At 75.4% G+C, this 23181-nt stretch carries 22 protein-coding genes; 10 read left to right on the top strand and 12 right to left on the bottom strand.

Annotation, left to right across the window (positions count from 1 at the left end; all coding sequences use genetic code 11):
• Window position 1 precedes the first annotated feature (1 nt).
• The 9 genes from ACYX4T_RS21545 to ACYX4T_RS21505 form a co-directional block, all read right to left on the bottom strand.
• Complete coding sequence (locus ACYX4T_RS21545; RefSeq protein WP_476011305.1) at window positions 2–412, bottom strand: hypothetical protein; 411 nt, start codon at window positions 410–412, stop codon at window positions 2–4.
• A 70-nt stretch (window positions 413–482) separates the two neighbouring features.
• Window positions 483–2111: an Hsp70 family protein gene (locus tag ACYX4T_RS21540; protein WP_476011304.1), complete on the bottom strand. Its 1629-nt coding sequence runs from the start codon at window positions 2109–2111 to the stop codon at window positions 483–485.
• Complete coding sequence (locus tag ACYX4T_RS21535) at window positions 2108–2536, bottom strand: hypothetical protein (protein WP_476011303.1); 429 nt, start codon at window positions 2534–2536, stop codon at window positions 2108–2110. Before ACYX4T_RS21535 ends, ACYX4T_RS21540 begins: the two co-directional genes overlap by 4 nt.
• Complete coding sequence (locus ACYX4T_RS21530) at window positions 2533–4419, bottom strand: dynamin family protein (protein ID WP_476011302.1); 1887 nt, start codon at window positions 4417–4419, stop codon at window positions 2533–2535. Before ACYX4T_RS21530 ends, ACYX4T_RS21535 begins: the two co-directional genes overlap by 4 nt.
• Complete coding sequence (gene grpE / locus ACYX4T_RS21525; protein ID WP_476011301.1) at window positions 4416–4784, bottom strand: nucleotide exchange factor GrpE; 369 nt, start codon at window positions 4782–4784, stop codon at window positions 4416–4418. Before grpE ends, ACYX4T_RS21530 begins: the two co-directional genes overlap by 4 nt.
• 2 nt (window positions 4785–4786) lie before the next feature.
• The gene (locus ACYX4T_RS21520; protein ID WP_476011300.1) at window positions 4787–5128 is read right to left on the bottom strand and encodes a hypothetical protein; all 342 of its coding nucleotides are present in this window, start codon (window positions 5126–5128) and stop codon (window positions 4787–4789) included.
• Between the two features lie 108 nt (window positions 5129–5236).
• Entirely contained in the window at window positions 5237–6097 is an 861-nt protein-coding gene (locus ACYX4T_RS21515) for a serine/threonine-protein kinase (protein ID WP_476011299.1), read from the bottom strand.
• Entirely contained in the window at window positions 6094–7596 is a 1503-nt protein-coding gene (locus ACYX4T_RS21510) for a dynamin family protein (protein WP_476011298.1), read from the bottom strand. Before ACYX4T_RS21510 ends, ACYX4T_RS21515 begins: the two co-directional genes overlap by 4 nt.
• Entirely contained in the window at window positions 7593–8156 is a 564-nt protein-coding gene (locus ACYX4T_RS21505) for an RNA polymerase sigma factor (RefSeq protein WP_476011297.1), read from the bottom strand. Before ACYX4T_RS21505 ends, ACYX4T_RS21510 begins: the two co-directional genes overlap by 4 nt.
• Before the next feature lie 307 nt (window positions 8157–8463).
• Here ACYX4T_RS21505 and hrpA point away from each other — a divergent pair, with 307 nt between their 5' ends.
• Complete coding sequence (gene hrpA / locus ACYX4T_RS21500; protein ID WP_476011296.1) at window positions 8464–12492, top strand: ATP-dependent RNA helicase HrpA; 4029 nt, start codon at window positions 8464–8466, stop codon at window positions 12490–12492.
• A 32-nt stretch (window positions 12493–12524) separates the two neighbouring features.
• Here hrpA and ACYX4T_RS21495 read toward each other — a convergent pair whose 3' ends face one another.
• Window positions 12525–12836, bottom strand: a complete 312-nt coding sequence (locus ACYX4T_RS21495; RefSeq protein WP_476011295.1) for a DUF3040 domain-containing protein — start codon at window positions 12834–12836, stop codon at window positions 12525–12527.
• 92 nt (window positions 12837–12928) lie between these two features.
• Here ACYX4T_RS21495 and glsA (ACYX4T_RS21490) point away from each other — a divergent pair, with 92 nt between their 5' ends.
• Genes glsA (ACYX4T_RS21490) through ACYX4T_RS21480 form a run of 3 tightly spaced genes read left to right on the top strand, consistent with a single transcriptional unit; the run spans window position 12929 to window position 15147 of the window.
• Window positions 12929–13939 carry a glutaminase A gene (gene glsA, locus ACYX4T_RS21490; protein ID WP_476011294.1) on the top strand — a complete coding sequence of 337 codons (1011 nt, stop codon included), beginning with the start codon at window positions 12929–12931 and terminating at the stop codon, window positions 13937–13939.
• Between the two features lie 19 nt (window positions 13940–13958).
• Window positions 13959–14951: a glutaminase A gene (gene glsA / locus ACYX4T_RS21485; protein WP_476011293.1), complete on the top strand. Its 993-nt coding sequence runs from the start codon at window positions 13959–13961 to the stop codon at window positions 14949–14951.
• 10 nt (window positions 14952–14961) lie between these two features.
• On the top strand, window positions 14962–15147 hold the full coding sequence (locus ACYX4T_RS21480) for a DUF1707 SHOCT-like domain-containing protein (protein WP_476011292.1): 186 nt from the start codon (window positions 14962–14964) through the stop codon (window positions 15145–15147).
• Here the strand turns inward: ACYX4T_RS21480 and ACYX4T_RS21475 are convergent.
• Together ACYX4T_RS21475 and ACYX4T_RS21470 are read right to left on the bottom strand one after the other, a co-directional pair.
• A complete protein-coding gene (locus ACYX4T_RS21475; protein ID WP_476011291.1) occupies window positions 15116–16084 on the bottom strand; it encodes a slipin family protein in 969 nt (322 codons plus the stop codon). The genes ACYX4T_RS21480 and ACYX4T_RS21475 overlap by 32 nt on opposite strands.
• A gap of 86 nt (window positions 16085–16170) precedes the next feature.
• Window positions 16171–16350 (bottom strand): PspC domain-containing protein, encoded by a 180-nt coding sequence (locus ACYX4T_RS21470; RefSeq protein WP_476011290.1) that lies wholly within the window; start codon window positions 16348–16350, stop codon window positions 16171–16173.
• Window positions 16351–16583: 233 nt separating this feature from the next.
• Here ACYX4T_RS21470 and ACYX4T_RS21465 point away from each other — a divergent pair, with 233 nt between their 5' ends.
• Genes ACYX4T_RS21465 through ACYX4T_RS21440 form a run of 6 tightly spaced genes read left to right on the top strand, consistent with a single transcriptional unit; the run spans window position 16584 to window position 23118 of the window.
• Window positions 16584–17768: an inositol-3-phosphate synthase gene (locus ACYX4T_RS21465; protein WP_476011289.1), complete on the top strand. Its 1185-nt coding sequence runs from the start codon at window positions 16584–16586 to the stop codon at window positions 17766–17768.
• The gene (locus ACYX4T_RS21460; protein ID WP_476011288.1) at window positions 17765–18685 is read left to right on the top strand and encodes an HD domain-containing protein; all 921 of its coding nucleotides are present in this window, start codon (window positions 17765–17767) and stop codon (window positions 18683–18685) included. The genes ACYX4T_RS21465 and ACYX4T_RS21460 overlap by 4 nt, the downstream gene beginning before the upstream one ends.
• Window positions 18682–19833 carry a class I SAM-dependent methyltransferase gene (locus tag ACYX4T_RS21455; RefSeq protein ID WP_476011287.1) on the top strand — a complete coding sequence of 384 codons (1152 nt, stop codon included), beginning with the start codon at window positions 18682–18684 and terminating at the stop codon, window positions 19831–19833. The genes ACYX4T_RS21460 and ACYX4T_RS21455 overlap by 4 nt, the downstream gene beginning before the upstream one ends.
• Window positions 19830–20816: a Gfo/Idh/MocA family protein gene (locus ACYX4T_RS21450; protein ID WP_476011286.1), complete on the top strand. Its 987-nt coding sequence runs from the start codon at window positions 19830–19832 to the stop codon at window positions 20814–20816. The genes ACYX4T_RS21455 and ACYX4T_RS21450 overlap by 4 nt, the downstream gene beginning before the upstream one ends.
• Entirely contained in the window at window positions 20807–21637 is an 831-nt protein-coding gene (locus ACYX4T_RS21445) for an MBL fold metallo-hydrolase (RefSeq protein WP_476011285.1), read from the top strand. The genes ACYX4T_RS21450 and ACYX4T_RS21445 overlap by 10 nt, the downstream gene beginning before the upstream one ends.
• A complete protein-coding gene (locus ACYX4T_RS21440; RefSeq protein WP_476011284.1) occupies window positions 21634–23118 on the top strand; it encodes a YcaO-like family protein in 1485 nt (494 codons plus the stop codon). Before ACYX4T_RS21445 ends, ACYX4T_RS21440 begins: the two co-directional genes overlap by 4 nt.
• The last annotated feature ends 63 nt before the right edge of the window (window positions 23119–23181 follow it).

Raw genomic sequence — 23181 nt, 5'->3', positions numbered from 1 at the left:
CTCACCGCCGCCCGGCGGCACCCAGGGTGAAGGCCCACGCGGCCACGAGCACGGCCCCGACGGTGAGCACCATGGCGCCCGGGACGTGGATCCACAGCGTCGCGCCCTCGCCGACATAGGCCTGGACGAAGCTCAGCACGAAGACCAGGGCGGCCACGACCAGGGGCCAGATCACCGCGCCGCCCCGCCAGACCAGCGCGGCCGCGATCATCGTCAGGCCGCTCACGACGTGCAGCACGATCGCGCCGGTGGCGTGCAGGGCCTCCGCGCCCTCCGCGCCGCCGGGGCCGACCAGCGACCCGGCGGTCAGGAACTGCCAGGCCAGCACGACGACGGTGAGCACCGCCAGGACGCGCAGGGCCGTGAGGACGGCCGGCGCGGTGCCGGTCCGGCCGGTCACGGTGTGGGTCATGGGGATCCCTTCGTGGTGGTCGTGCCCCGCTTACCCCTCGACGGGCCCCCTCACCCGGCGCGATCGGACCTCACAGCGCATCCACACGCTGGGCCACCTCGTCGAGACGGGTGAGGCACCGGCCCAGCGTCCCCAGCTCCGCGCGGCCCTCGCGCAGCACCTGCAGCGCGACCGCGGGCGGCAGCCCCGGGAACGGGGAGTGCCGGGTCCCGATCGCCGTACCCACACCCTCGAGAGCGACGACGAGCGGGCGGCGCAGCGCCTCCACCCCGTCGCCCGACCGCACCGTCGGGGCCATGGCCCCCACCAGGTCGGACACCCCCGCCGCCTCCGCGATCGCGGCGATCTTTCGGGCCAGCCGGTCGGCCGTCTCGCGGGGTCCCCCGTCGTCGGGGGGCGGGGCCGGCGCGTGGTGCCGGCCCCCGCGCGGCTCCGGGCTCCGCTCGGGGCGACGCGGCGTGCGCGCCACGGTCTCGGTCGCACCCTCGGGGGCGGGCGGAGGCGCGAACCCCGCCGGCGTCAGCGGCGGTGTGGGTCCGGCCGGAGGTGCCGCGGGCGGGCCGGCCCGACGGGCGCGCGGGGGCACGCGGACCTGCCGGGTGGCGCTCACCGACCCGGGCACGGTCGACAGCGCCCCGAGCACGACGACGGCCTTGGGGTCGTCGCGCATGCCGGGCACGTGCCCGAGGAGGTCGGCGAGCAGGGTGCTGATGCGGGGCGTCCGGCTCGTGCCGCCGGTGAGGTAGACGTCGACGAGCGCGCCGGGCGTGGTGCCGGCGCGCGCGACGGTGTCCGCCAGCTCGGCGACGCTGCGGGCGAGCAGCGGCTCGACGGCCTTCTCGTACTCGCGGCGCGTCACGCGGATCTCGTCGTCGTAGCCCGGGACCCACAGGTTCACCGCGGGCAGGCGCGACAGGGCCTCCTTGGCCTGGGTGACGTCGCGGCGCAGCAGCGTGCGGTGGCGCTCGGCGACGCGGCCCTCGGCCTCCCAGAGATCGTTCCACGTGTCGGGGTCGAGGGCCTCGGCGTGCTCGGCGAGGATCTCCATGAACGCGGCGTCGAGGTCCTCGCCGCCCAGCGCGACGTCGCCGCCCGGCGAGCCGGCGAGCTCGAAGCCGTCGCGGCGGCGGCGCAGGACGGCGGTGTCGAAGGTGCCGCCGCCGAAGTCGTAGACCCCGATCATGCCGCCGTCGGGCACGGCCTGGTCGCCGGAGCCGGTGCGGACGTAGTGGTGGGCGGCGGCGACGGGCTCGGCGACGAGGTCGGGCTCGCCCAGACCCGCCCGCTCGGCGGCCTCGGCGAGGCGGCGCAGCTCGGTGCCGCCGGCCTGCCAGCGAGCGGGGTGGGTCAGGACGACGCGGGTCGGGCGGCTGCCGGAGAAGCGCCGGCCGGCCTCGCCCGCGACCCGGGCCAGCACGGCCGCGACGAGCTCAACGGTGCCGACCGTGCGCGTGCCCAGCAGCACCTGCTCGGACGCGACGAGCGCACGCTTGGGCACCCGCTCGGTGCGGTCGGGCGCCATCGCCGCCTCGTTGACCGCGTCGCGGCCGGTGAGGACCGTGCCGTCGTCGTCGACGCAGACCAGCGAGGGCACGTACTTCGACCCGTCGATCTCCAGGACCTCCGCGCGCCCGCCGGCCAGCGTGGCGGTGGTCGTGAACGAGGTCCCGAAGTCGATCGCGAGGTGCCAGTCGGTCACACCGCGCCGCCGTCCCCGGCGCCGTCGTCCCAGCCCTCGTGCGCGTCGAGGGTGTCGTGGGCGCCCGGGTCGTCGTGGCCGTGCTCGTCGTGGCCGTGCTCGTCGTGGCCGTGCTCGTCGTGGCCGTGCTCGTCGAGCGCGGGCTCGGCGGACCAGGCGGCAGGGTCGTCGGCGGGGTCGTCGGCGGGGTCGGCGCGGTCGTCGGCGGGGTCGTCGGCGGTCGGGTCGTCACCGGCCTCGCCCGTCACCACGGCGAGCATGTGCTCCCACACGACGTCGGGCAGCGCGCCGTCGTCGACGGCGAGCGCCGAGGTCAGCAGGCCCTGCTCGTCGCCGGAGAGGACGGTGTCCGGGTCGGTGTCGGGGTAGCGGGACATGTCGAGCCAGGCGGCGTCGGGCCCCCCGGCCGGATGGGACGCGGTCACGACGACTCCTCCTCGGTGGATCGGTGGGCGGGCAGCCGCCGGGCCAGCTGCTCGGCGGTCTCCCTCAGCTCGTTGCGGCGCTTCAGCTTCGCGTCCACATCGGCCTTGCGCCGGGCCAGCGCGCTCTTCTCGCTGGCCAGGTTCTTCTCGTGCTCGGCGAGGCTCGCGGTCAGGCGGTCCTTCTCGGCGGCCAGCGCGGCAATGATCTGGCGGCCCAGCACGTCGCGGGCGCCGTGGACGGCCTGCGCGACCACCGGCGGGATCTCGTTGTTGAGGCGCGTGGTGACCTCGCCGAGGTAGCGGCGGGCGTCCTCGCGGCTCCGGGCGCCCCGCTCCTTGCTCCAGCGCCGCCAGGAGAAGAACCCGACGGCGCCGAGCCCGGCGAGGATGCCCACGGGCGGCGCGACGACGAGGGCCACGAGGTGCCCGAGCCCCATCCCGAGGCCCGCGGCCATGATCCCCTGCTCGGCGAAGCTCGTGCTGCCCTGGCCGCGGGCGGCCTCGGGCAGCTGGGCGAGGCGCTCCGGGGCGTCGGGGACGACGCCGGCGAGGTCCACCTCGACGCCCTCGAGGTCGGCGAGCAGCGCCTCGCCGAGGGCGGTGAGCTCGCGGCGCAGCAGCGTGTCGAGCTCGATCCACAGCGCCTGCGCCCGCGGCGGCAGGTCGGTGGCGACCTCGTCGAAGATCTTCGACGAGCCCGTGGCGATGCTGTCGCCGACCTGCTTGCGCAGGTCCTCGAGGCGACGCGCGAGCTCGGTGCGCATGCGCTGCTCGAGGCGCACCGAACGCTCCGAGAGCGTCTGGCGCCACGTCGCGTTCTGGCCCTGCAGCGCGGTCAGCGCCTCCTTCTCGCGCTTGACCAGCTCGGCGAACTCCGGGGAGAGCGACAGCGACATCGCCCGCCGCACCTGCAGCGCCGACAGCCGCTTGACCAGCACCGACGCCTGGTGCAGCAGGTTCGCCAGGCGCAGCCCGTCGGCGCCCTCGGCGAGGCCCGCGAGGTGCTCGGCGAGCGGCACGATCCCGCTCGCGGCCCGCTCCTGCGCGGCCTCCTCGGGCTCGCCGTCGGCCTCGGCGGCGATCGCGTCGGCGGCCGCACGGCTCGACACCCCGAACCACGGCGCGTCGGCGTAGCGCGGGGCGTGGGCGGCGATCAGCTCGACGTCGCGGGCCCGCACCTGCTCCCACGCCGGGAACTGGTCGATCTTGGTCAGCGCGAACACGACGGTGGCGATGCGCTCGGTGGCGCGCTCGAGGAACGCGAGCTCCGAGGCGGTGATCTCGCTCGACCCGTCGAGGACGAACACCAGGGCATCGGCGCGGTCGAGGGTCGCGAGCGTCAGGGCCGCGTGGCCGGCGACCAGCCCGCCCACCCCGGGGGTGTCGATCAGCTCCAGCCCGCCGGCGAGCAGCGGGGCGGGGACGCGGACCTGCACCTGGCTGACGTCCTCGTGCTCGGGGACGCGGGCGCCCGGGTCGAGCGCGGCGTACTCGGCGACCGCGTCGAGCGGCACCTCGCGCCCGGTGGGCCCGCCGCCCTCGACGACCGTCGCGCCGTCGGGCCCGTACGAGACGACGACGTGCACGCAGGTGGCGACGTCGGCGTCGACGGGCAGCAGGCCCGGGCGCCCGACCAGCGCGTTGATCAGCGAGCTCTTGCCGCGCTTCTTCTCCCCGACGACCACGACGGCCGCGCTGCCCCGCCGCACCCGGGTGACGTCGACGTCGAGGCCCTCGGCCGCGCCCGCCTCGTCGTCCTCCACCGCCACCGTCCGCACGGCGGCGACCAGCGCGAGGACCTCGTCGGCCATCGGGTGGGGCCGGCGCTCGTCGGCGGCAGCGGTGGCAGAGGCGGAGGCGGCGGAGGCGGCGGCGGTGCTCATCGGGTGGCTCCGGGCGTCAGGGCGTAGACGACGACCTCGGGCCGCCGCAGGAGCCGGCCCCGGTCGAGGTAGCCGGCACGTTCGGTGCTCGCGACCGTGCGGTCGCGGGCGGGGTCGTCGGTCAGCTCTCGGTCGACGGCGTCGTGCTCCGTGCCGTCGAAGGGCAGGCCGTCCGGTTCGACCGCGACCACCCCGACGTCGGCGAGACCCCGGTGCACCCGGGCCCGCAGGCCCGGTCCCGCCGTGTCGAGGCGGTCGGCGAGGTCGATGCAGAGCTCGACCAGGGCCGCCCGCTCGGCCCCGATGGTCGCGGGGGTCGCGGGGGTCGCGGGTGTCTCGGCCGTCGCGCCGAGGTGGTCGGTCACGATCAGAAGCCGTTCGGGTCGTGGGCCGTGGTGTCGGCCTGGCCGTCGCCGTCGGTGTCGACCGCGGCGGTGTCGTAGTCCCCGTCGCCGTCCGTGTCGAGCACCATCGTGTCGTAGTAGCCGTCGGCGTCGGTGTCGACGATGCCGGTCTCGAAGGTGCCGTCGTGGTCGGTGTCGGCGACCGAGGTGTCGAGCCGGCCGTCGCCGTCGGTGTCGGTGGTGACGAGGTCGACGTTGCCGGCCGCGTCGGTCTCGTACGTGCCGATCATGGTGCCGTTCGCGTCGTAGACGCCGCCGTCGGCGCTGAGGTAGGTCTCGCCGGCCGTGTCGGTCGTGCCGCTCATCGTCGCTCCCGCGGGGCGGGGCCCGCGGGGTCGCGGGCCGTTCGGGTCTGTGACGGCGCGAGCGGGCCCGGATGTTCCGGGGTCTGCCGGTTTTCTTCCCGCGGCGCGCTACGCGAGCGCCGCGCGGGCCGCCGCGGCGAGGGTGCCGACGGTCGGCGTCCGGTCGCCCGGGGTCTTCGCCAGCGCGCCCGCGACGACCGCGTCGAACGCCGCCGGCACGCCCGGGCGCTGCTCCGAGGGCCGCGGGATCGGGCCCTCGAGGTGGCCGCGCATGCGCTCGGGCAGGCTGCGCCCGGGGTAGGGCCGGGCGCCGGTGAGGCACGTGTAGAGCACGCAGCCCAGGGCGTAGACGTCCTCGCGGTGGTCGGTGGCGCCGCCGCGGAAGCGCTCGGGCGCGGTGTGGTCGAGCGAGAGCCCGTTGCGCGGGACCAGCCCGAAGTCGCCGACGCGCAGCTCGGTGGCGCCCGGGTCGGTGAACACGAGGTTGGCGGGCTTGACGTTGCGGTGGGCCAGCCCCCGCGCGTGCGCGGCGGCCAGGGCCCGCGCGACCTGCTCGACGACGGCCACCGCGCGCGACGGGTCCAGCACCTCGTCGCGCCGGAGCACCGCGCCGAGGTCCGGGCCGGCGAGCAGCGGCGTCGCGACGAACAGCCGCCCGCCGGTCTCGCCGAAGTCGAGCACCGGCAGGACGTGCGGCTCGCGCAGCGTGCGGGCGATGCCGCAGGAGCGGTCGAAGCGGGCGCGGTACTCCCGGTCGGCGTCCTCGGCGGCGAGCAGCTTGAGGGCGACGACACGGTCGTGGGCGGTGTCGTGGGCGCGCAGCACCTCGCCGGACCGCCCGCGGTGGACGACGTCCTGCACCACGTACGGCCCGAGGACGGTCCGCGGCGGACCGGCGCGGGGCGGCACCCCCGACGGCACCCCCACCGTGACCTCCCCTCCGCTCGCGCTGCCCGACAGGACGGTCACCGGGTCGGCGTCCGAGCCTGCCAGCTCGGCGCGTCGTCCACTGCGGCCCGCTCGGCGAAGAGCATGTGCTCGCACAGCTCCCGCGCGGTACGGACGTGGCGCGCCAGCACCCGCGACGGGCGGGCCTCGAGGCGGCGCCAGTGCGGGATCTGCGCGGCGGCCGCGGCGGCGATCGCGGCGGGGTCGGCGCCGGCGCCGAGCCCGAGGCGGTGGGCGTCGTCGGCGCCGGTGGCGAGGTCGCGCAGCCGTGCGGTGTCCTCGTCGCCGAGGCGCATCCGGCCGGCCTCGAGGTCGACCAGCGCCGACGCGAGATCGACCTGGCGCAGCGCGGGCTCGAGCCGCAGCCGGTCGAGCTCGGACTGGAGCGCGAGCAGGGCGCGCCGGTCGACCTCGTCGACGGCGTCCCACCCGAGGTGCTCCAGCGCGGCGATGCCGGCGCTGGCGCGCAGCCGGTCGGCGCCGGCGACGAAGACGGTGTCGATGCGCTCGATCAGCTCGGCGACCCCCGAGCGCTGCGCGAGTCCCTCGAGCAGGGCGGGCGTCGCGCGCCGGCCCTCGTCGAGCAGCTCGAGGGCGACCCGGACGCCGTGCAGGCCGAGCAGCTCGAGGAGGCGCTCGCGGTCGTCGCCGGGGACCGGCGCGTCGTCCCAGGCGCGGAACCGCTGGACCGTGCGCAGCTTGCGGACGACGCCGCCGCGATCGGCCCCGGCGAGGGTGCGCAGGGCGCGGGCGTCGGACTCGGAGAAGTCGGGGCCGCGCGCGGTCTCGGCGAGCAGCCCGGCGACGGGGACGACGTCGGAGAGCACGGCGCGCAGCTCGCGGGCGTAGCGGTCGGCGACGCGGCGCGCGGCCGGCCACGGGTCGTCGTCGTCGGAGAGCGTGTCGATGCGCGACAGGACACCGATCATGTTCGCCGCACCCAGCCGCAGGCCCCCGGACCAGCCGCGCACGGCCTCGATGGCCTCGGCGTCACGCTCGCCGGGGTGGGGCATGAGGTAGACGACGGCGTCGGCGTCGCCCAGGGCCGCGAGCGAGTCCGGGTCCAGCCTCGACAGCGAGTCCATGCCCGGGGTGTCGATCAGGGTGTGCCGGGTCAGCGCGTCGTTGGGGGTCTCGACGGTGAGGTGCCCGACCTGCGCCGCGTCGGCGCCGGTGACGGTCGCGCCGACCCCGCCGGCCGCGGCGAGCGGCAGGACCCGCTCGGCGCCGTCGCGGTGGTGCACGCGGACGCGGGCCTGGTGGCTGTGGCGGAACCAGGTGACCAGCCGCGTCGTCTCCGTCGCCCCGGTGGCCGCGAGGCGCTCCTGGAGCAGGGCGTTGGCGAGCGTCGACTTGCCGGCGTTCATCCGCCCGCCGACCGCGACGCGGATGCGCGGTTCGGACAGGCGGGTCACGAGCCCGTCGAGGCGCTCGCGCAGCTCGGGGGTGCGCAGCCGGTCCCGGGTGCCGGCGCAGAGCGCGATGAGCCGCGAGGTGACGGGACCGACCGGACCTGTCATGCCGAGCGGACCGCCGGCCGGTCGGTGAGCAGCTCGACGAGGGCCTGGCGGCCGCGGGAGAGCTGGGACTTGACGGTCTGGACGGGGATGTCGCGCAGCTCGGCGATCTCGGTGTAGGACAGGTCGCAGATCTCCCGCAGCACCACCACCGCGCGGTACTGCGGGGGCAGCGCGGCGAGCGCGCGGTCGACGTCCATGCGCGCGATGACCCCGCCGTCGGCGGCGCGGACCGGGGTGGGCTCCCCGAGCTCCTCGGCCGGCTCCGGGGCCCGCTTGCGACGGCGGACCTCGTCGATCGCGGCGTTGGTGGCGACGCGGTAGAGCCACGTACCGACCGCGGACCGGCCGTCGAACTCCCCGAGCCGCTTCCAGGCGATGATCATCGTCTCCTGGAGCGCCTCCTGGGCGTCCTGGTCGTGCGCGGTGATGCGCCGGCACACCGCGTAGAGGCGGGGGCGGTGGCGGGTCATCAGCTCCGCGAAGGCGGCCTGGTCGCCGCCGGCGGCGAGCACCGCGAGCTCGGTGTCCGGCGGCCCGCCGGTCACGCCTGCTGCGCCCACGACCCCTCCTCCGTATTCCTGGACCCCGTCGTCACGCGGGGTGACGACGACCCCCTGCCGCCGGGGCACGACGTTACTTTCCGTCGACTCCACGGCCAAGCGACTCACTCGTACAGCCTAGTGACCGCTTCGTTGAGTGACCAGGTAGGTCGGGAACACCCCGCGCCGCCCGTGCGCTGACAATGGTGGGCCGGGCCGTCCGCCGGCCCCGGTGACCGGTGTCCCGTCGACGGCCGCCGATGTCACGACCGGCCCGGGACACGCGTCCCGCGCCGTCACCCGCCCCGCGCCAGGAGGAGTCCGCACGGTGTCAGCCGCGTCCGACGTCGGCAGCGACGTCGGGACCGACCTCGCGACCCGCGTCGCCGCGCTCGGACCCGCCGACGAGCACCGCCTGCGACGCCGGATCGCGGGCGCCCGGCGCATCGGCGACGACGGCCGGCGGGCGGGCACGCTGGAGAAGATCGCCGGCGACGTCACCGCCGCCGAGGAGCGGCTGGCGCGCCGCCGCGCGTCGGTCCCGGCGGTCACCTACCCGGAGGCGCTCCCGATCACCGAGCGGGTCGGGGAGATCCGCGCCGCGCTCGAGTCGCACCAGGTGGTCGTCGTCGCGGGCGAGACCGGCTCGGGCAAGACGACGCAGCTGCCGAAGATCGCGCTCGAGCTCGGGCGCGGGGTGCTCGGCACCATCGGCCACACCCAGCCGCGCCGCATCGCCGCGCGCACCGTCGCCGAGCGCGTCGCCGAGGAGCTCGGCACCACGGGCACCGACACCGTCGGCTACCAGGTCCGGTTCACCAGCCGCGCGAGCGAGGACACGCTGGTCAAGCTCATGACCGACGGCATCCTGCTCGCCGAGATCCAGCAGGACCGGTTGCTGCGCCGCTACGACACGCTGATCATCGACGAGGCCCACGAGCGCAGCCTCAACATCGACTTCCTGCTCGGCTACCTCGCCCAGCTCCTGCCGCGCCGCCCCGACCTCAAGGTGATCATCACCTCGGCGACGATCGACCCCGAGCGCTTCAGCCGGCACTTCGGGGACGCCCCCGTCATCGAGGTCTCCGGGCGCACCTACCCCGTCGAGATCCGCTATCGGCCACTGGTGGACGACTCCGCCGGCGACCCGCCCGCCCAGCAGCGCGACCAGGTCGAGGGCATCGTCGACGCCGTCGACGAGCTCCGCCGCGAGGGGCCGGAGGGCGACGTCCTCGTCTTCCTCTCCGGCGAACGGGAGATCCGCGACGCCGCCGACGCGCTGCGCGAGCACGCGGCGCAGGCCCACGTCGAGGACCTCGACGTGCTCCCCCTCTACGCGCGGCTGTCGTCCGCCGAGCAGCACCGGGTCTTCGAGCCGGCACCGGGCGGGCGGCGCCGGGTCGTCCTGGCCACCAACGTCGCTGAGACCTCGCTGACCGTGCCCGGCATCCGCTACGTCGTCGACCCGGGCCTCGCGCGGATCTCCCGCTACTCGCGGCGCACCAAGGTGCAGCGGCTGCCGATCGAGCCGATCTCGCAGGCGTCGGCCACCCAGCGCGCGGGGCGGTGCGGGCGCGTCGCGGACGGCATCTGCATCCGCCTGTACGCCGAGGAGGACTTCGACGCGCGCCCGGAGTTCACCGACCCGGAGATCCAGCGGACGAACCTCGCCTCGGTGATCCTGCAGATGGCCGGAGCCCAGCTCGGGCCCGTCGAGGAGTTCCCGTTCGTCGACCCGCCGGAGCGGCTCGCGGTCCGCGACGGGGTCCGGCTGCTCACCGAGCTGGGCGCGCTCGTGAACGGTGACGCGACGCGGCTGTCGGAGACGGGCCGGCGGCTCGCGCGCCTGCCCGTCGACCCCCGGATCGCGCGCATGGTGCTCGCGGCCGACGAGCTGGGCTGCCTGCACGAGGTCACGGTCATCGCCGCGGGGCTCTCGGCGCAGGACCCGCGGGAGCGCCCCGCGGACAGGAGCGACGAGGCCGACGCCGCGCACGCCCGCTTCACCGACCCGCGCTCGGACTTCCTGTCCTGGGTGCACCTGTGGGAGCACGTGCGCGCGGGCCGTCGCGAGCTGTCGTCGAACCAGTTCCGCAAGCGCTGCCAGGCGGAGTTCCTCAACCACCTGCGCATCCGCGAGTGGCAGGACCTCGCGGCGCAGCTGCGCCAGCTCGGCGACGAGCTCGGGCTCACGCGCAACGAGCCGTCGCCCGAGATGACGAAGGACCTGGCGAACCGCGTGCACCAGGCGATGCTCACGGGCCTGCTCTCGCAGATCGGGCTCGCGCAGGAGCCGCCGACGGACCCGAGGACGGGGAAGCCGCGGCGGCGGGCGCTCGTCGAGTACGAGGGCTCGCGCGGCGCCCGGTTCGCGATCTGGCCCGGGTCGACGCTGGCGAAGCGCCCGCCGACGATGGTCATGGCCGCCGAGCTGGTCGAGACCTCGCGGCTCTGGGCGCGCACGGTCGCGGGCATCGAGCCGGCGTGGGTCGAGGAGGCCGCGGGCGACCTCGTCACGCGCACCCACTCCGAGCCGCGCTGGTCGAAGCGCCGGGGCGCCGCCGTCGCCACCGAGCGGGTCTCGCTGTTCGGGGTGCCGCTGGCGATGGACCGCACGGTCGACTACGCGAGGATCGACCGCGAGGTGGCCCGGGACCTGTTCGTCCGGCACGCGCTCGTGCTGGGCGAGTGGAACACCCGCCACGCGTTCGTCACCCGCAACCGCGAGCGGCTCGAGCAGGTGGCCGAGATGGAGCGCCGGGCGCGCCGCGAGCTGGTCGTCGACGAGGAGACGATCGTCGCGTTCTACGACGCGCGCGTGCCCGCCGACGTCGCCTCGGTGCGCCACTTCGACCGGTGGTGGCAGAAGGCGTCCCGGCGCGACCCGCACCTGCTCGACCTCGACGTCGAGGCCCTGCTCGCGAGCGAGGCGCCCTCCGCCGAGCAGTACCCCGACACCTGGACCTCGGGCGGGCTGACGCTCCCGCTGTCCTACGCCTACGAGCCGGGCGCCGAGACCGACGGCGTCACCGTGACCGTGCCCCTGGCGGTGCTCGGGCAGGTGCGCGCCGAGGACCTCGCGTGGCAGGTGCCGGGGCTGCGCGAGGAGATGCTCACCGCGCTCGTGCGCTCGCTGCCCAAGAACCTGCGCCGCTCGCTCGTGCCCGCTCCCGACAGCGCGCGGGCGCTGCTGGCGCGCCTCGCCCACGACGGCCGCCCGCGCGGGGACGAGACGCTGCTGCCGGCGCTGTCCGAGGCCGTCAAGCGGCTGTCGGGGCTCGACGTCCCGGTCGACGCGTGGAACGTCGCGAGCCTGCCCGCGCACCTGCGCCTGACGTTCCGCGTGACCGACGACGACGGGGCCACGGTGGCCGAGGGCCCGGACCTGGGCGCCCTGCGGCGCCGGCACGCCGAGGCGACCCGGCGCGCCGTGGCCGCGGTCGCCGACGGGGCCGAGCGCCGCGGGCTCACGTCGTTCGACGGACCGGACGGCGTCGGCGAGCTGCCCCGCACCCGCGAGCAGCAGCGCGCCGGCGGCACGGTGACCGCGCACCTGGCGCTGGTCGACACCGGCCGGGCCGTCGACGTGCGCGTCTTCGACTCGGCGTTCGAGGCCCGCGACGCCATGCGTGCCGGCACCCGGCGCCTGCTGCGGCTCGCGATCGCGTCGCCGGCGCGCTCGCTGGTCCGCTCGCTGGACAACCGCGCGGTGCTGCGGCTGCGCGGGGCGATGACCGCGGGCGGCTACCGGGACGTCGACGCGCTGGCCGAGGACTGCGTGGACGCCGCGATCGACGCGCTCGTGGCCACGGGCGGCGGCCCGGCGTGGGACCCGGCGGCGTTCGCGACGCTGCGCGCCCACGTCGCGGCGCGCCTGCCGGCCGCGGCCGCCGAGGTCCTCTCCCGCGCCGAGACGGTGCTCGGCGAGGCCGGGCAGGTGGCGCTGGCGGTCGACGAGCTCGCCGCCCGCCCCGGCGGCCTGCTCACCGACGCGCTCGACGACGTCCGGGAGCAGAGCCGCGTGCTCGTCGGCGACCGGTTCGTCGCGCGGACGCCGGTGGCGCGCCTGCCCGACGTGGCGCGCTACCTCCGCGCGGCGCGGCGGCGCCTCGACAAGCTCCCGACCGCGCCGGCCCGCGACGCCGAGGCGATGGCGACCGCGCACCGGGTCGAGGGCCAGTACCGCGCCCGGCGCGCGCGGGCGGCGGCCGAACCGCGCAGCTTCGACCGCGACGCCTTCGACGCGGTCGCGTGGATGCTGCAGGAGCTGCGCGTGAGCCTGTTCGCCCAGGAGATCGGCACCCCGGGCCCGGTCTCGGAGCAGCGGATCACGAAGGCGCTCGCCAAGCTCACGTGAGTACTTTCCGGGCCTATAGGCCCGGAAAGTACTCACATACGAGGTGGCGGGTCCCCCTGCTTCAGAGCCCAGGCGACGAGGGCCACGGGGACGACGACGAGGACCGCCGTCGCGACGCCGGCGAGCACCCACACCCCCGGCACGACGAGCAGCGCGACCCCGACCACGGCGAGGACGCCGACCACGAGCCACGGCACGACGCCGGCGGTGCGTCGGGGACGCCCACCGCCCAGCCGCCGGGCGAAGCGGGGATCGGCCGCCGCCTCACGCTCCGCGAGCCGGGCGAGCGCTGCGCGCTCGCGCGCCGTCAGTGCTCCGTGCGGGGGCTCGGGCAGGCGTTCCACGGCGACCTCGGATGACTCGGACGACGGCGGTGTCGACCTGGCGAGCATGCCCCCGGATCCCCCTCGGGCGCACCCACCGAACGGAAGAGAGGATGCGCACCGTGGTGAGCGACGCCGAGGAGGCACTGGTCCAGGAGCAGCTCGAGGAGCTGCACGACCACCACGTCGACGAGCACGAGGACGACATCGTCTCCATCGCGCTGCCGGCCGCCGAGGGCGAGGAGGACGTCTTCGGGCTCGCCGGGACCGCGGTCGACGGCACCCAGTGGACGGTCGGCGACTGCGAGTTCCGCTTCCCGCTGCAGTCGATCTCCAAGGTCGTGACCTACGCGCTCGCGCTCGAGGACAACGGCCGCGAGACGACCCTGCGCCACGTCGGCGTCGAGCCGTCCGGCGACCCCTTCAACTCGATCACCTTCGACGACGAGCACCAGCGCCCGCACAACCCGATGGTCAACGCCGGCGCGCTCGTCGCCGCCTACCTCGTCCACGGGCAGACGGCCGACGAGAAGATCGAGCGGATCCTCGACCGGATGCGGGCCTTCGCGGGCGCGCCCGACATCGAGGTCGACCAGGAGCTGCTCGCCGACCAGCTCGCCGCCGCCGACCGCAACCTCGCGATCAGCTACCTCATGCGCTCGCTGGGCATGCTCACCGGCGACATCGAGGAGAACCTGCGGGTCTACCTGTCGATGTGCTCGGTGCGCCTGACCACCTGCGAGCTCTCGACCGTCGGTGCGACGCTCGCCAACGGCGGCCTCAACCCGCTGACCGGGCGGCGGGCGCTCGACGCCAACCACGTCCGCGACGTCGTCAGCGTGATGATGACCTGCGGGATGTACGACGCCGTCGGCGAGTGGGCCACCGACGTCGGCATCCCGGCCAAGAGCGGCGTCTCGGGCGGCATCGTCGCCGTGATGCCCGGACGGCTCGGGCTCGCGACGTTCTCGCCCGGCCTGGACGCCCACGGCAACTCGGTGCGGGGCCAGGCGGTGTTCCGGGAGCTGTCGCTGCGCTACGGCCTGCACATGTTCGCCACCCCGGACCAGACCCGCTTCGGGCGCCTGCACCGGACCGGAGGGCCTCGCCTGACCCGGGCATGACACGGCAGGATGAGTGATCGTGGTCGCCGTCGGAGAACAAGAGCTCGTCCGCAAGCAGCTCGACGAACTGCACGCCGAGTACCGGGACTTCGGCGAGGACCAGGTCGTCAGCTACTACCCGGAGGACGCCCCGGAGGACCAGCGTCACTTCTTCGGGCTGGCGGGCACGAACGTGGACGGGACGCAGTGGCGCGCCGGCGACTGCACGGTGCCGTTCCCGCTGCACTCGGTGTCGAAGGTGTTCACGTACGGGCTCGCGCTCGAGGACAACGGCATGGCGGCGACGCTCGCCCGCGTCGGCGTCGAGCCGTCGGGCGACCCGTTCAACTCGATCACCTTCGACGAGGTCCACCACCGGCCGTACAACCCCATGATCAACGCCGGCGCGCTGGTGGCGGCGAACCTCGTGGACGGCAAGGACGTCGACGAGAAGGTCGACCGCATCCTGGAGCGCTACCGGGCGTACGCGGGCAACCCCGGGCTCGCCGTCGACCAGCGGATCCTGCGGGCGCAGCTGCGCAGCAACGACCGCAACCTCGGGCTCTGCTACGTCATGCGCTCGCTCGGGATGATCACCGGCGACATCGACGAGGTCGTCGAGACCTACCTGTCGGCGTGCTCGATCACGGTGACCGCCGCCGACCTGAGCGTCATGGGCGCCACCCTCGCCAACGGCGGGCTCAACCCGCTGACCGGCGAGCGGGCCGTGCCCCGTGAGTACGTCCGCGACATCGTCAGCGTGATGATGACGTGCGGCATGTACGACGCCGCCGGGCAGTGGGCCAACGAGGTCGGCATCCCGGCCAAGAGCGGGGTGTCCGGCGACATCGTGTGCGTCCTGCCGCGCTACTTCGGTTTCGGCGTGTACTCACCGGGCCTCGACACGCACGGCAACTCCGTGCGCGGGGTCGCCCTCTGCCGCGAGCTGTCCGAGACCTTCGGCCTGCACGTGTTCGCCGACCCGGCGGACTCGCGCTTCGGTCGGGTCGCCCAGCCCGACCTCCCGGGATGAGGATGGGGGCGTGGAGCGGGACGTCAGGGCCTCGGACACCGAACGCGAGCTCACCGTCGAACGGCTGAACCGCGCGGTGGGCAACGGACGCCTGAGCGTCGACGAGTTCGACGAGCGGGTACGCGCGGCCTACGCCGCGCGTACCCGCGGTGAGCTCGCCGACCTCACCCGCGATCTGCCCGGTCACCTCTGGTGAGCGGCTCGGCCACCTCGTCGGCGGTGACCGGCTCGGCGGCCTCCCGGGCCGCCGGCTCGGACGCCGCCTCGATCGCGCGGCGCACCGCATCGGTGGTGGCATCGGTGGTGCTGTCGGCACCGTTGCCGAGCTGACCGGTCTCCCCGGTCGTGCCCGGGCGGCTCGCCGTGCCCGTGGCGGCCCCGGTCGCGTTCTCGAAGAACCGCAGCAGCTCCACCGGCAGCGGCATGACCAGCGTCGAGTTCTTGTCCGACGCCACGTCGCTGACGGTCTGCAGCAGGCGAAGCTGCAGCGCGCCGGGCGCGGCACTCATGCGCTCGGAGGCCAGGGTGAGCTTCTCCGAGGCCTCGAGCTCGCCCTCGGCGGAGATCACGCGGGCGCGGCGGTCGCGCTCGGCCTCGGCCTGACGCGACATCGAGCGCCGCATGCCCTCGGGCAGCGCGATGTCCTTGATCTCGACGCGGTCGATGCTGACGCCCCAGTCCTCGGTGGGCGCGTCGATGACGGCCTTGAGCTCGGAGTTGATCGCGTCGCGGTCCGAGAGCAGCGTGTCCAGATCCGCGCGGCCGATGACCGACCTCATCGAGGTCTGCGCGACCTGCGACGTCGCCCGCAGGTAGTCGTCGACGTTGATCACCGCGCGGACCGGGTCGGTCACGCGGAAGTAGACGACGGCGTCGACGCCGATCGTCACGTTGTCGCGCGTGATGGCGTTTTGCGACGGGACGTCGAGCACCGTCGTCTGGATCGGCACCTTCCGCATGCGGTCGACGAACGGGATGATCGTCCGCAACCCCGGCTCGCGGACGTTCGGCAGCAGGCGCCCGAACCGCAGGACGACGCCGCGCTGGTACTGCTGGACCGACTGGATGGCCGCGCCACCCGTGATCAGCGCCAGGAGCCCGAGGACGATGAGGACGATCAGCAGGCCTTCCATGTCCGACTCCTTCCCATGAGTCGCTTCCCAGGGTCCTCGTCGGATCTCGTTCCGCGCCTGGTGGAGTCCTGAGTGCAGCCTGAGGGTCACCGTTTCGGCATGATCACCCACAGCGCGATGTAGATGATGAACTGGGGTCCGGGCAGCAGGCAGGAGAGCACGAACAGCAGGCGCACCACCCCCGCCGACATCCCGAAGCGCTCCGCGAGCCCGGCGCACACCCCGGCGATCACCTTGTTGTCCTGCGGCCTGGTCAGGCTGGTCATGACGCCTCCGGATCCGTGCTGGTTCCCTCGTCGTGGTCCGACACCACCGACGTTCCCGCAACGAACGGTCGGGGTCGCGAGTGCCCGACCCCGGACTTCGTCAGGGTCGGCCGTGACGCCGCTCACCGAGCCGTGACGACCACTCGTCGCTCGCTGCCGGTTTCGGCTCCGTGTGGTGTTGGTACGTCGGCCGGGGTCCACACCGGGCCGGACGACAGGTCGAGGAGGACCACGTGGCGGACAACGGGCGCACGGGAGTGGCGATCGTCGGGCTCGGTGGCGCGGTCGCCACCACCGCGGTCGGTGGCGTCGAGATGATGAAGCTGGGCACGGTCGGCACGGACGGGCTCCCCCTCGCCGACGTGGCCGGTCTGGTGCCCTACACCTCGCTGGTGTTCGCCGGCTGGGACGTCCAGGGCGACGACCTCGCGAAGGCCGCGCACGTGCACCGCGTGCTCGACGACCGCCAGATCGAGGCCGTCGGGTCGGCGCTCTCGGGCATCGAGCCGTGGCCGGCCGTCGCCGACCCCGAGTACTGCCGCAACGCCCGCGGCACCAACCTCGTCGCGGTGGCCGCCCTGCGCGACCGCGTCACCCACATCGCCGAGGACCTGCGGCGCTTCAAGGCCGAGCAGGACCTCGACGCGGTCGTCGTGGTCAACCTGGCCTCCACCGAGCGCTGGCCCGACCTCACCCTGCCCGCGCTGGCCACCGCGGAGGGTTTCGAGAAGGCTCTCGACGTCGACGACAGCGCGATCACCCCGGGCATGCTCTACGCGTACGCGGCGATCACCGAGCACTGCCCGTACGTCAACTTCACCCCCAGCGCGGCGGCCGACGTGCCCGCGCTGCTGGAGCTCGCCGAGCAGCGCGGCGTGCCGGTCGCCGGCAAGGACGGCAAGACCGGGCAGACGATGATGAAGACGGTGCTCGCGCCCGCCTTCCGTTCGCGCGCGCTCACCGTCGACGGCTGGTACTCGACGAACATCCTCGGCAACCGCGACGGCGAGATCCTCGACGACCCGGACTCGCTGTCGTCGAAGGTGCAGACCAAGGGCTCCGTGCTCGACGACATCCTCGGCTACGAGGTCGGCGACCACGTCGTGCGCATCGACTACTACCGCCCGCGCGGCGACGAGAAGGAGGCCTGGGACAACATCGACCTGACCGGCTTCCTCGGCCAGCGGATGCAGATCAAGGTCGACTTCATGGCCCGCGACTCCGTGCTCGCGGCACCGCTGGTGCTCGAGCTCGTGCGCCTGGTCGTCGAGGCGCAGCGCCGCGGCGAGGGCGGGGCGCAGGAGCAGCTCGGCTACTTCTTCAAGGCGCCGACCACCCGCGACGGCCGCCGCCCGGAGCACGCCCTGCACGTGCAGGAGCGCGTGCTGCGCGACTGGATCAGCGCGGGCGCCGCGTGACGACCGCCGTGGTCGCGCCGACCGCGCGGTACGCGGCCGTCCCCGGGCTGTTCCGGGAGGTCGGTGACCTCAAGCGTGTCCGCACCGCCGACGCCGACGGATCGATGGCGGCGCGGGCGTTCGTCCGGGCCTGGTCGGCGCTCGTCTCGGGCGCCGACCCCACGGCGGTCGCCGACGCCGAGACCGCGGCCGCGGTCGCCGGCGCACGCCTCGCCGGGATCGACGCCCGGGTGCTCGACGAGGCCGGCCTGTCCGCCGGCGAGGCCCGCGACGTGCTACGCCGCGCGATCGACGAGGTCGCCGCGGACGTCGTGCACCCGGCCACGCTCCAGCGGCTGCAGGCGGCGCCGCCCCCGGAGGCCGGGCACGTGGCGCCGCCGGCGTTCGTCGGGGCGCTGTGCCGCCAGCCCCGCGCGGGGGCGACGGCGCCGGGGCAGGCCCGGCTGATCGTCGAGCCGCCCGAGGACCACGGCGAGCACTGCTGGGCGGTGGCCGTCTACGGCGCGTTGCTGGCCGAGGACCACGGCGCCGACCGGGGCGAGGCGTTCCTGCTCGGGCTCGCCCACCACCTGCACAACGCCGTGCTGCCCGACGCCGGGTTCGCCGGCGAGACCCTGCTCGGCGAGCACCTCGACGGCGTCGTCGACCGGCTGACCGAGCGCGCGCTCGCGACGCTCCCCGACGGGCTCGCGGGCCGGGTGCGCGGGCTGCTCGGCGCCCGGGCGGACGCGGACACCCCGCTCGGCGCGACCTTCCACGCCGCCGACGTCCTCGACCGCGTCCTGCAGACCCACCACCACGCCCGCGCGGCGGCGTTCACCGCCCGCGCGGCACTCGTCGACCTCGAGCTCGTGCACGCCTCGCCGGTCCAGGAGCACCAGAACGCCGTGCTCGACGCGGCGGGGCTGCTGCCGTGAGCGCCACGAACGGGGAGTTCACGCCCCTAGAAGCAGCGAACACGGCGTTCGCTGCGAGCCTGGTGAGCCCCGGCAACGGCGCCGCCCTGCGCGCCGACACCCCGCACAGCCTCGACGACGGCGCCGTGCGCTGGCCGGTGCTCGAGGGCATCCCCTACCTGCGCGCGGGTCGCGAGGAGGTCCGGGACGGCGCGCTCGCGGCGCTCGACGACGGCCGCCCCGACGACGCCGCGGCGGTGCTGCTCGCCGACAACGACGACTGGTGGGACCAGCCCCCGCCGCCCGCCGAGCAGCTGCGCGCGACGCTCGGGGCCACGACGCTGCGCGAGGCCGTCGCGGGACTGGGGCTCGGGCGGGTCGGCGACTACTTCCTGCACCGCGACCACGACCCCTCGGGCCTCGCCGTCCTCGCGCTGACGGCGGCCCACCCGCCGGCCGGGCGCCCGGTGCTCGACCTCGCCTGCGGGGCCGGGCACCTCCTGCGCCGCCTCGCCGACCACGGCGAGCGCGACCTCACGGGCGTCGACGTCGTGTTCGCCAAGCTCTGGCTGGCGCGACGCTTCCTGGTGCCGGACGACGTGACGCTCGTCTGCGCGGACCTCGCCCGTCCCTGGCCAATGCCGCCGCGGACGGACACCTACGTCGCCGTGCACGACGTCCTCTACTTCCTCGAGGACCCGGCGGCGGTCCTGGCAACGGCCGCGCAGCACGCCGGGAACCGCGGCGCCGTGGTCGCCGCCCACTGCCACAACCTCGGCCGGCCCGGCCACCCGCGCCCGCCGGAGGGGTGGGCGGCGCTGCTGCCGGGCGCCGCCACCTACGCCGAGGAGGAGCTGACCTCGGCGACGCTCGAGCGCCGGCTGCCCCGGGCCGCCGACGCCCGGGACCTCGGCGACACCGAGGCCGTGGCGCTGGCCCGCGACGGCGGCGACGTGCCCGCCGACCCGGCGCTGCTCGACCCCCCGGAGGGCGCGGACCTGCGTCCCAACCCCCTCTACGCCGACGGCACGCGGCGCTGGCCGAACGAGGTCTGGGGCGAGGAGTACGGGCCGCGTGCGGAGACCTACCTCCCCGAGCGCTGGCCCGACCCCCTGCCCGCCGACGCCACCGCGCGCCGCCTGGTCGTCGACCTCCCGGTGCGCTGGTGAGCACCGGCTGGGGGGTCGTCGGGCTGGGGTGGGTGGCGCGCGACCACGTCCTGCCCGCCATCGCCGACGACCCCGCGGCGCACCTCGTCGGCGTCCACGACCGCGACCCGGCCGCCCTCGAGGGGCCGGACCACGGAGCGCCCCCGTTCGACGACCTGGCGGACCTCCTCGCCGCGCCCGGCCTCGACGCGGTCTACGTGGCGACCCCGAACCACGCGCACGCCCCGGTGGTCACCGCCGTCGCCGCCGCCGGGATCCCGGTGCTCTGCGAGAAGCCGCTCGCGCACGACGTGCCGGCGGCGAAGGAGATCGTCGCCGCCACCGGCGGGCTGCTCGCCGGCACCGCGTTCGACCAGCGCTTCCATCCCGCGCACGAGGTGATGGCGTCGATGATCGCGGCGGGAGAGCTCGGCGTCGTCACCACCGTGCGCATCGTCTACGGCTGCTGGTTGCCCGCGGACTGGGCCACGCCCATCGGGGGTCGGGACAACTGGCGTGTGGACCCGGCCCGCGCCGGCGGCGGCGCGATGATCGACCTGGCCCCGCACGGCATCGACCTCACCGGGCGCCTGCTCGGCGAGGACGTCGTCGACCTCGTCGCCCTCACCGCGACGAGCGTGCACGCGTACGACACCGACGACACCGCCGTCCTCGCCGGCCGCACCCCCAGCGGCACGTTGCTGTCACACCACGTCAGCTTCTCGACGGCCGACCCGCTGCCGCGGCGGCGGCTCGAGGTCGTCGGCACCCGCGCGCAGCTCGTCGCCGAGAACACGCTCGGGCAGGACGCCGGTGGCACGCTGACCCGCATCGACGCGAGCACGGGCCAGGCCGTCCCGGTGCCCTTCGACGCCGACGCCGGCCCGTTCGACCGCCAGCTCGCCGCGTTCGGCGCCGCCGTGCGCGGGGAGGCCGCCTGGCCGTTCCCGCTCGAGCGCGACCTCGCCCTGCACACCCTGCTGATGGAGGCGGCATGCCCCTGAGCCCCTGGACCTGCACGAACTGCGGGCACTGGCAGCGCTGGTTCGACGTCCCGCCGCAGTGCCCGGTGTGCGTCGACGTCCGCAACGCCCTGCCGGAGGACGGCTGGGAGTTCCGGTCGTTCGCCGACCTCGCCGCGGGCCGCGAGGCCCGCTGGGAGGAGGTGACCCCCGGCGTCTCCGGCTTCTGGTGCGAGCCGCAGGTCGGGCTGGGCACGTGCGGCTGGGTGATCGAGACCGACCGCGGGCTCGTCGGCTGGGAGGCCGCGGGCTTCTACCCGGACGCCGCGATCGCCGAGATCCGCCGCCGCGGCGGGCTGGCGGCGCTGGGCGCGAGCCACGTGCACGGCTACGGGGCGCTGTTCCAGCTCCAGGACGAGCTCGACCCGCCGGTGCTCGGCATCGGGGTCCGCGACCTGGAGTGGACCAAGGCCTTCCGCGTCACCTGGCCCCTCGACGACCGCCACGAGTTCGCCCCGGGCCTCGTCGCCCATCGCACCGGCGGGCACTTCGACGGCCACAACGTCCTGCACGACGAGCGCCGCGGCATCCTGTTCTGCGGCGACATGCTCAAGGCGAGCTTCGACGCCGACGGCGCGCCGGTCGGGCTCTCCGCGCACAAGGCCTACCACGCGCAGATCCCGTTGTCCCACCAGGAGATCCGCGACGCGTACGCCGTCATCGAGCGGCTCGACTTCGACGCCGTCGCGACGCCGTTCGAGTACGCCGCGGGCATCTCGACCAAGACCGTCCTCGCCCTCTACGACCGGCTGCTCTCGGCGCAGCCGGTGGCGGGGCCGATCCCGCTCGAGGAGCTCCGGTGACCACGTCGTTCGACGACGTCACCGCCGCCCTCGACGCGGCGCTGCCCCCGGGCGAGGTGGGCGACGTCGAGCTGTCGTCGGCCGACCGGACCGGCGTCGCCGTGGTGGCCGCCGACCACGCCGACCCGGCGGGCGAGTGGTCGCGCAGCGGGGCGTTCGGGTACGGGCTCACGGCCGGGCGAGCCCGGGTCGCGGCCCACGCCGAGCTCGCCGAGGAGATGCTGCTGGCGCGGCGGCTGCGCGAGCTCGCGCCGGTCCGCGGCTCCTACACCGAGCTCCGGGCCGTCCGCGGCGACCGCGGGATCGTCGACCCCGTCGCCCTCGTCCTGCCCGCGGGCACCGCGTACGACCCGGACGCGGCGCGCTGGTGGCTCCCGACGACGCGGTGGCGCACGGGCGAGGAGGTGCTGGTCCCCGCCGAGTTCGCCGCGGCCTACCCCGTCGACCTCGACTGGCAGCCCGCCGAGGAACGGCTGATCACGGTCATCACCAACGGCTGCGGCGCCGGGGACACCGCCGAGCGCGCGGTCGGGCACGCCCTGGGCGAGCTGCTGCAGCGCGACGGCAACGCCACCGCGTTCCGGGCGCTCGACCGCGGCATCGTCATCGACACCGACGGCGTCGCCGACCCGGACACCCGCCGGCTGCTCGACCACCTCGCCGAGGCCGGCATCACGGTGGTCCCGAAGCTCGCGTCGACGGCGTTCGGCGTCACCGACCTGCACGTCGTCGGCTACGACACCGACCCCGCCGACGCGCCGCACCCGATCTCGGTCACCGCGTGCGGCGAGGCCGCGCACCCCGACCGCGAGGAGGCGCTGCAGAAGGCGCTGCTGGAGTTCTGCTCCGCGCGCGTGCGCAAGCTCGTCGCCCACGCCGACCTCGACACCGTCGGCCCGCTGTTCGACGCGCGGTACTGGGAGCGCGAGCTCGCGCACCCGGTGCCGCCGCAGGAGCGCCGGGCGTTCGAGGCGATGGCGGACTGGATCGGTCGCGGGCCCGCCGAGCTGCGCGAGCTGCTCGAGCCCACCGTGCTCGCGCGCCGGGGCCGCGTGGCGTTCACCGACCTCCCGCACACCCCGGGCCTCGACGAGCCCGGCGCGCTGCTCGACGACCTGCTGGCGCGCCTCGACGGGTTCGACGTGCTCACGGTCGTCGCCGACGCCGGGTCGGCGGTGACCGCGAAGGTGATCGTCCCGGGGCTCGAGGTCGAGACCATGTCGTACGGACGGATCGGGGCCCGGGGCGTCGAGCGCCTGCTCGCGCGCGGCAGCGACCTCGTCGGGCTCGGCGACCCGCCCCGGCCCGGCACGCAGCCCGTCGCGCTGACCGCCGAGGGCCGCGAGCACCTGGGCGGGCCGGCGTGGCTCGACCGGACCGCGGTGGACCGCACGGTCGGCGAGCTCTACCCCCTCTACCGCGAGCCCTCCCGCCACGCCCTCGCCCGCGCCGCCGCCGGGGAGCCCGTCGACCTGCGCTGATGCCGCACAGGGTGGGCGTCCCACATTGAGACAGGCGTCACGTCCCGCGAGCCCTAGCGTCTC

This window comes from Actinomycetospora sp. ABD4_176 (assembly GCF_056311855.1).
The sequence above is the reverse complement of the archived record's forward strand: the minus strand, read 5'-3'. Positions and strand labels throughout refer to the sequence as shown.

Bases quoted from the DNA above. Each gene is read 5' to 3' on its own strand.
- ACYX4T_RS21545 (WP_476011305.1), bottom strand. From the start codon at position 412: ATGACCCACACCGTGACCGGCCGGACCGGCACCGCGCCGGCCGTCCTC.
- ACYX4T_RS21530 (WP_476011302.1), bottom strand. From the start codon at position 4,419: ATGAGCACCGCCGCCGCCTCCGCCGCCTCCGCCTCTGCCACCGCTGCC.
- ACYX4T_RS21520 (WP_476011300.1), bottom strand. From the start codon at position 5,128: ATGAGCGGCACGACCGACACGGCCGGCGAGACCTACCTCAGCGCCGAC.
- ACYX4T_RS21510 (WP_476011298.1), bottom strand. From the start codon at position 7,596: ATGACAGGTCCGGTCGGTCCCGTCACCTCGCGGCTCATCGCGCTCTGC.
- glsA (WP_476011294.1), top strand. From the start codon at position 12,929: ATGCGCACCGTGGTGAGCGACGCCGAGGAGGCACTGGTCCAGGAGCAG.
- ACYX4T_RS21475 (WP_476011291.1), bottom strand. From the start codon at position 16,084: ATGGAAGGCCTGCTGATCGTCCTCATCGTCCTCGGGCTCCTGGCGCTG.
- ACYX4T_RS21470 (WP_476011290.1), bottom strand. From the start codon at position 16,350: ATGACCAGCCTGACCAGGCCGCAGGACAACAAGGTGATCGCCGGGGTG.
- ACYX4T_RS21445 (WP_476011285.1), top strand. From the start codon at position 20,807: ATGCCCCTGAGCCCCTGGACCTGCACGAACTGCGGGCACTGGCAGCGC.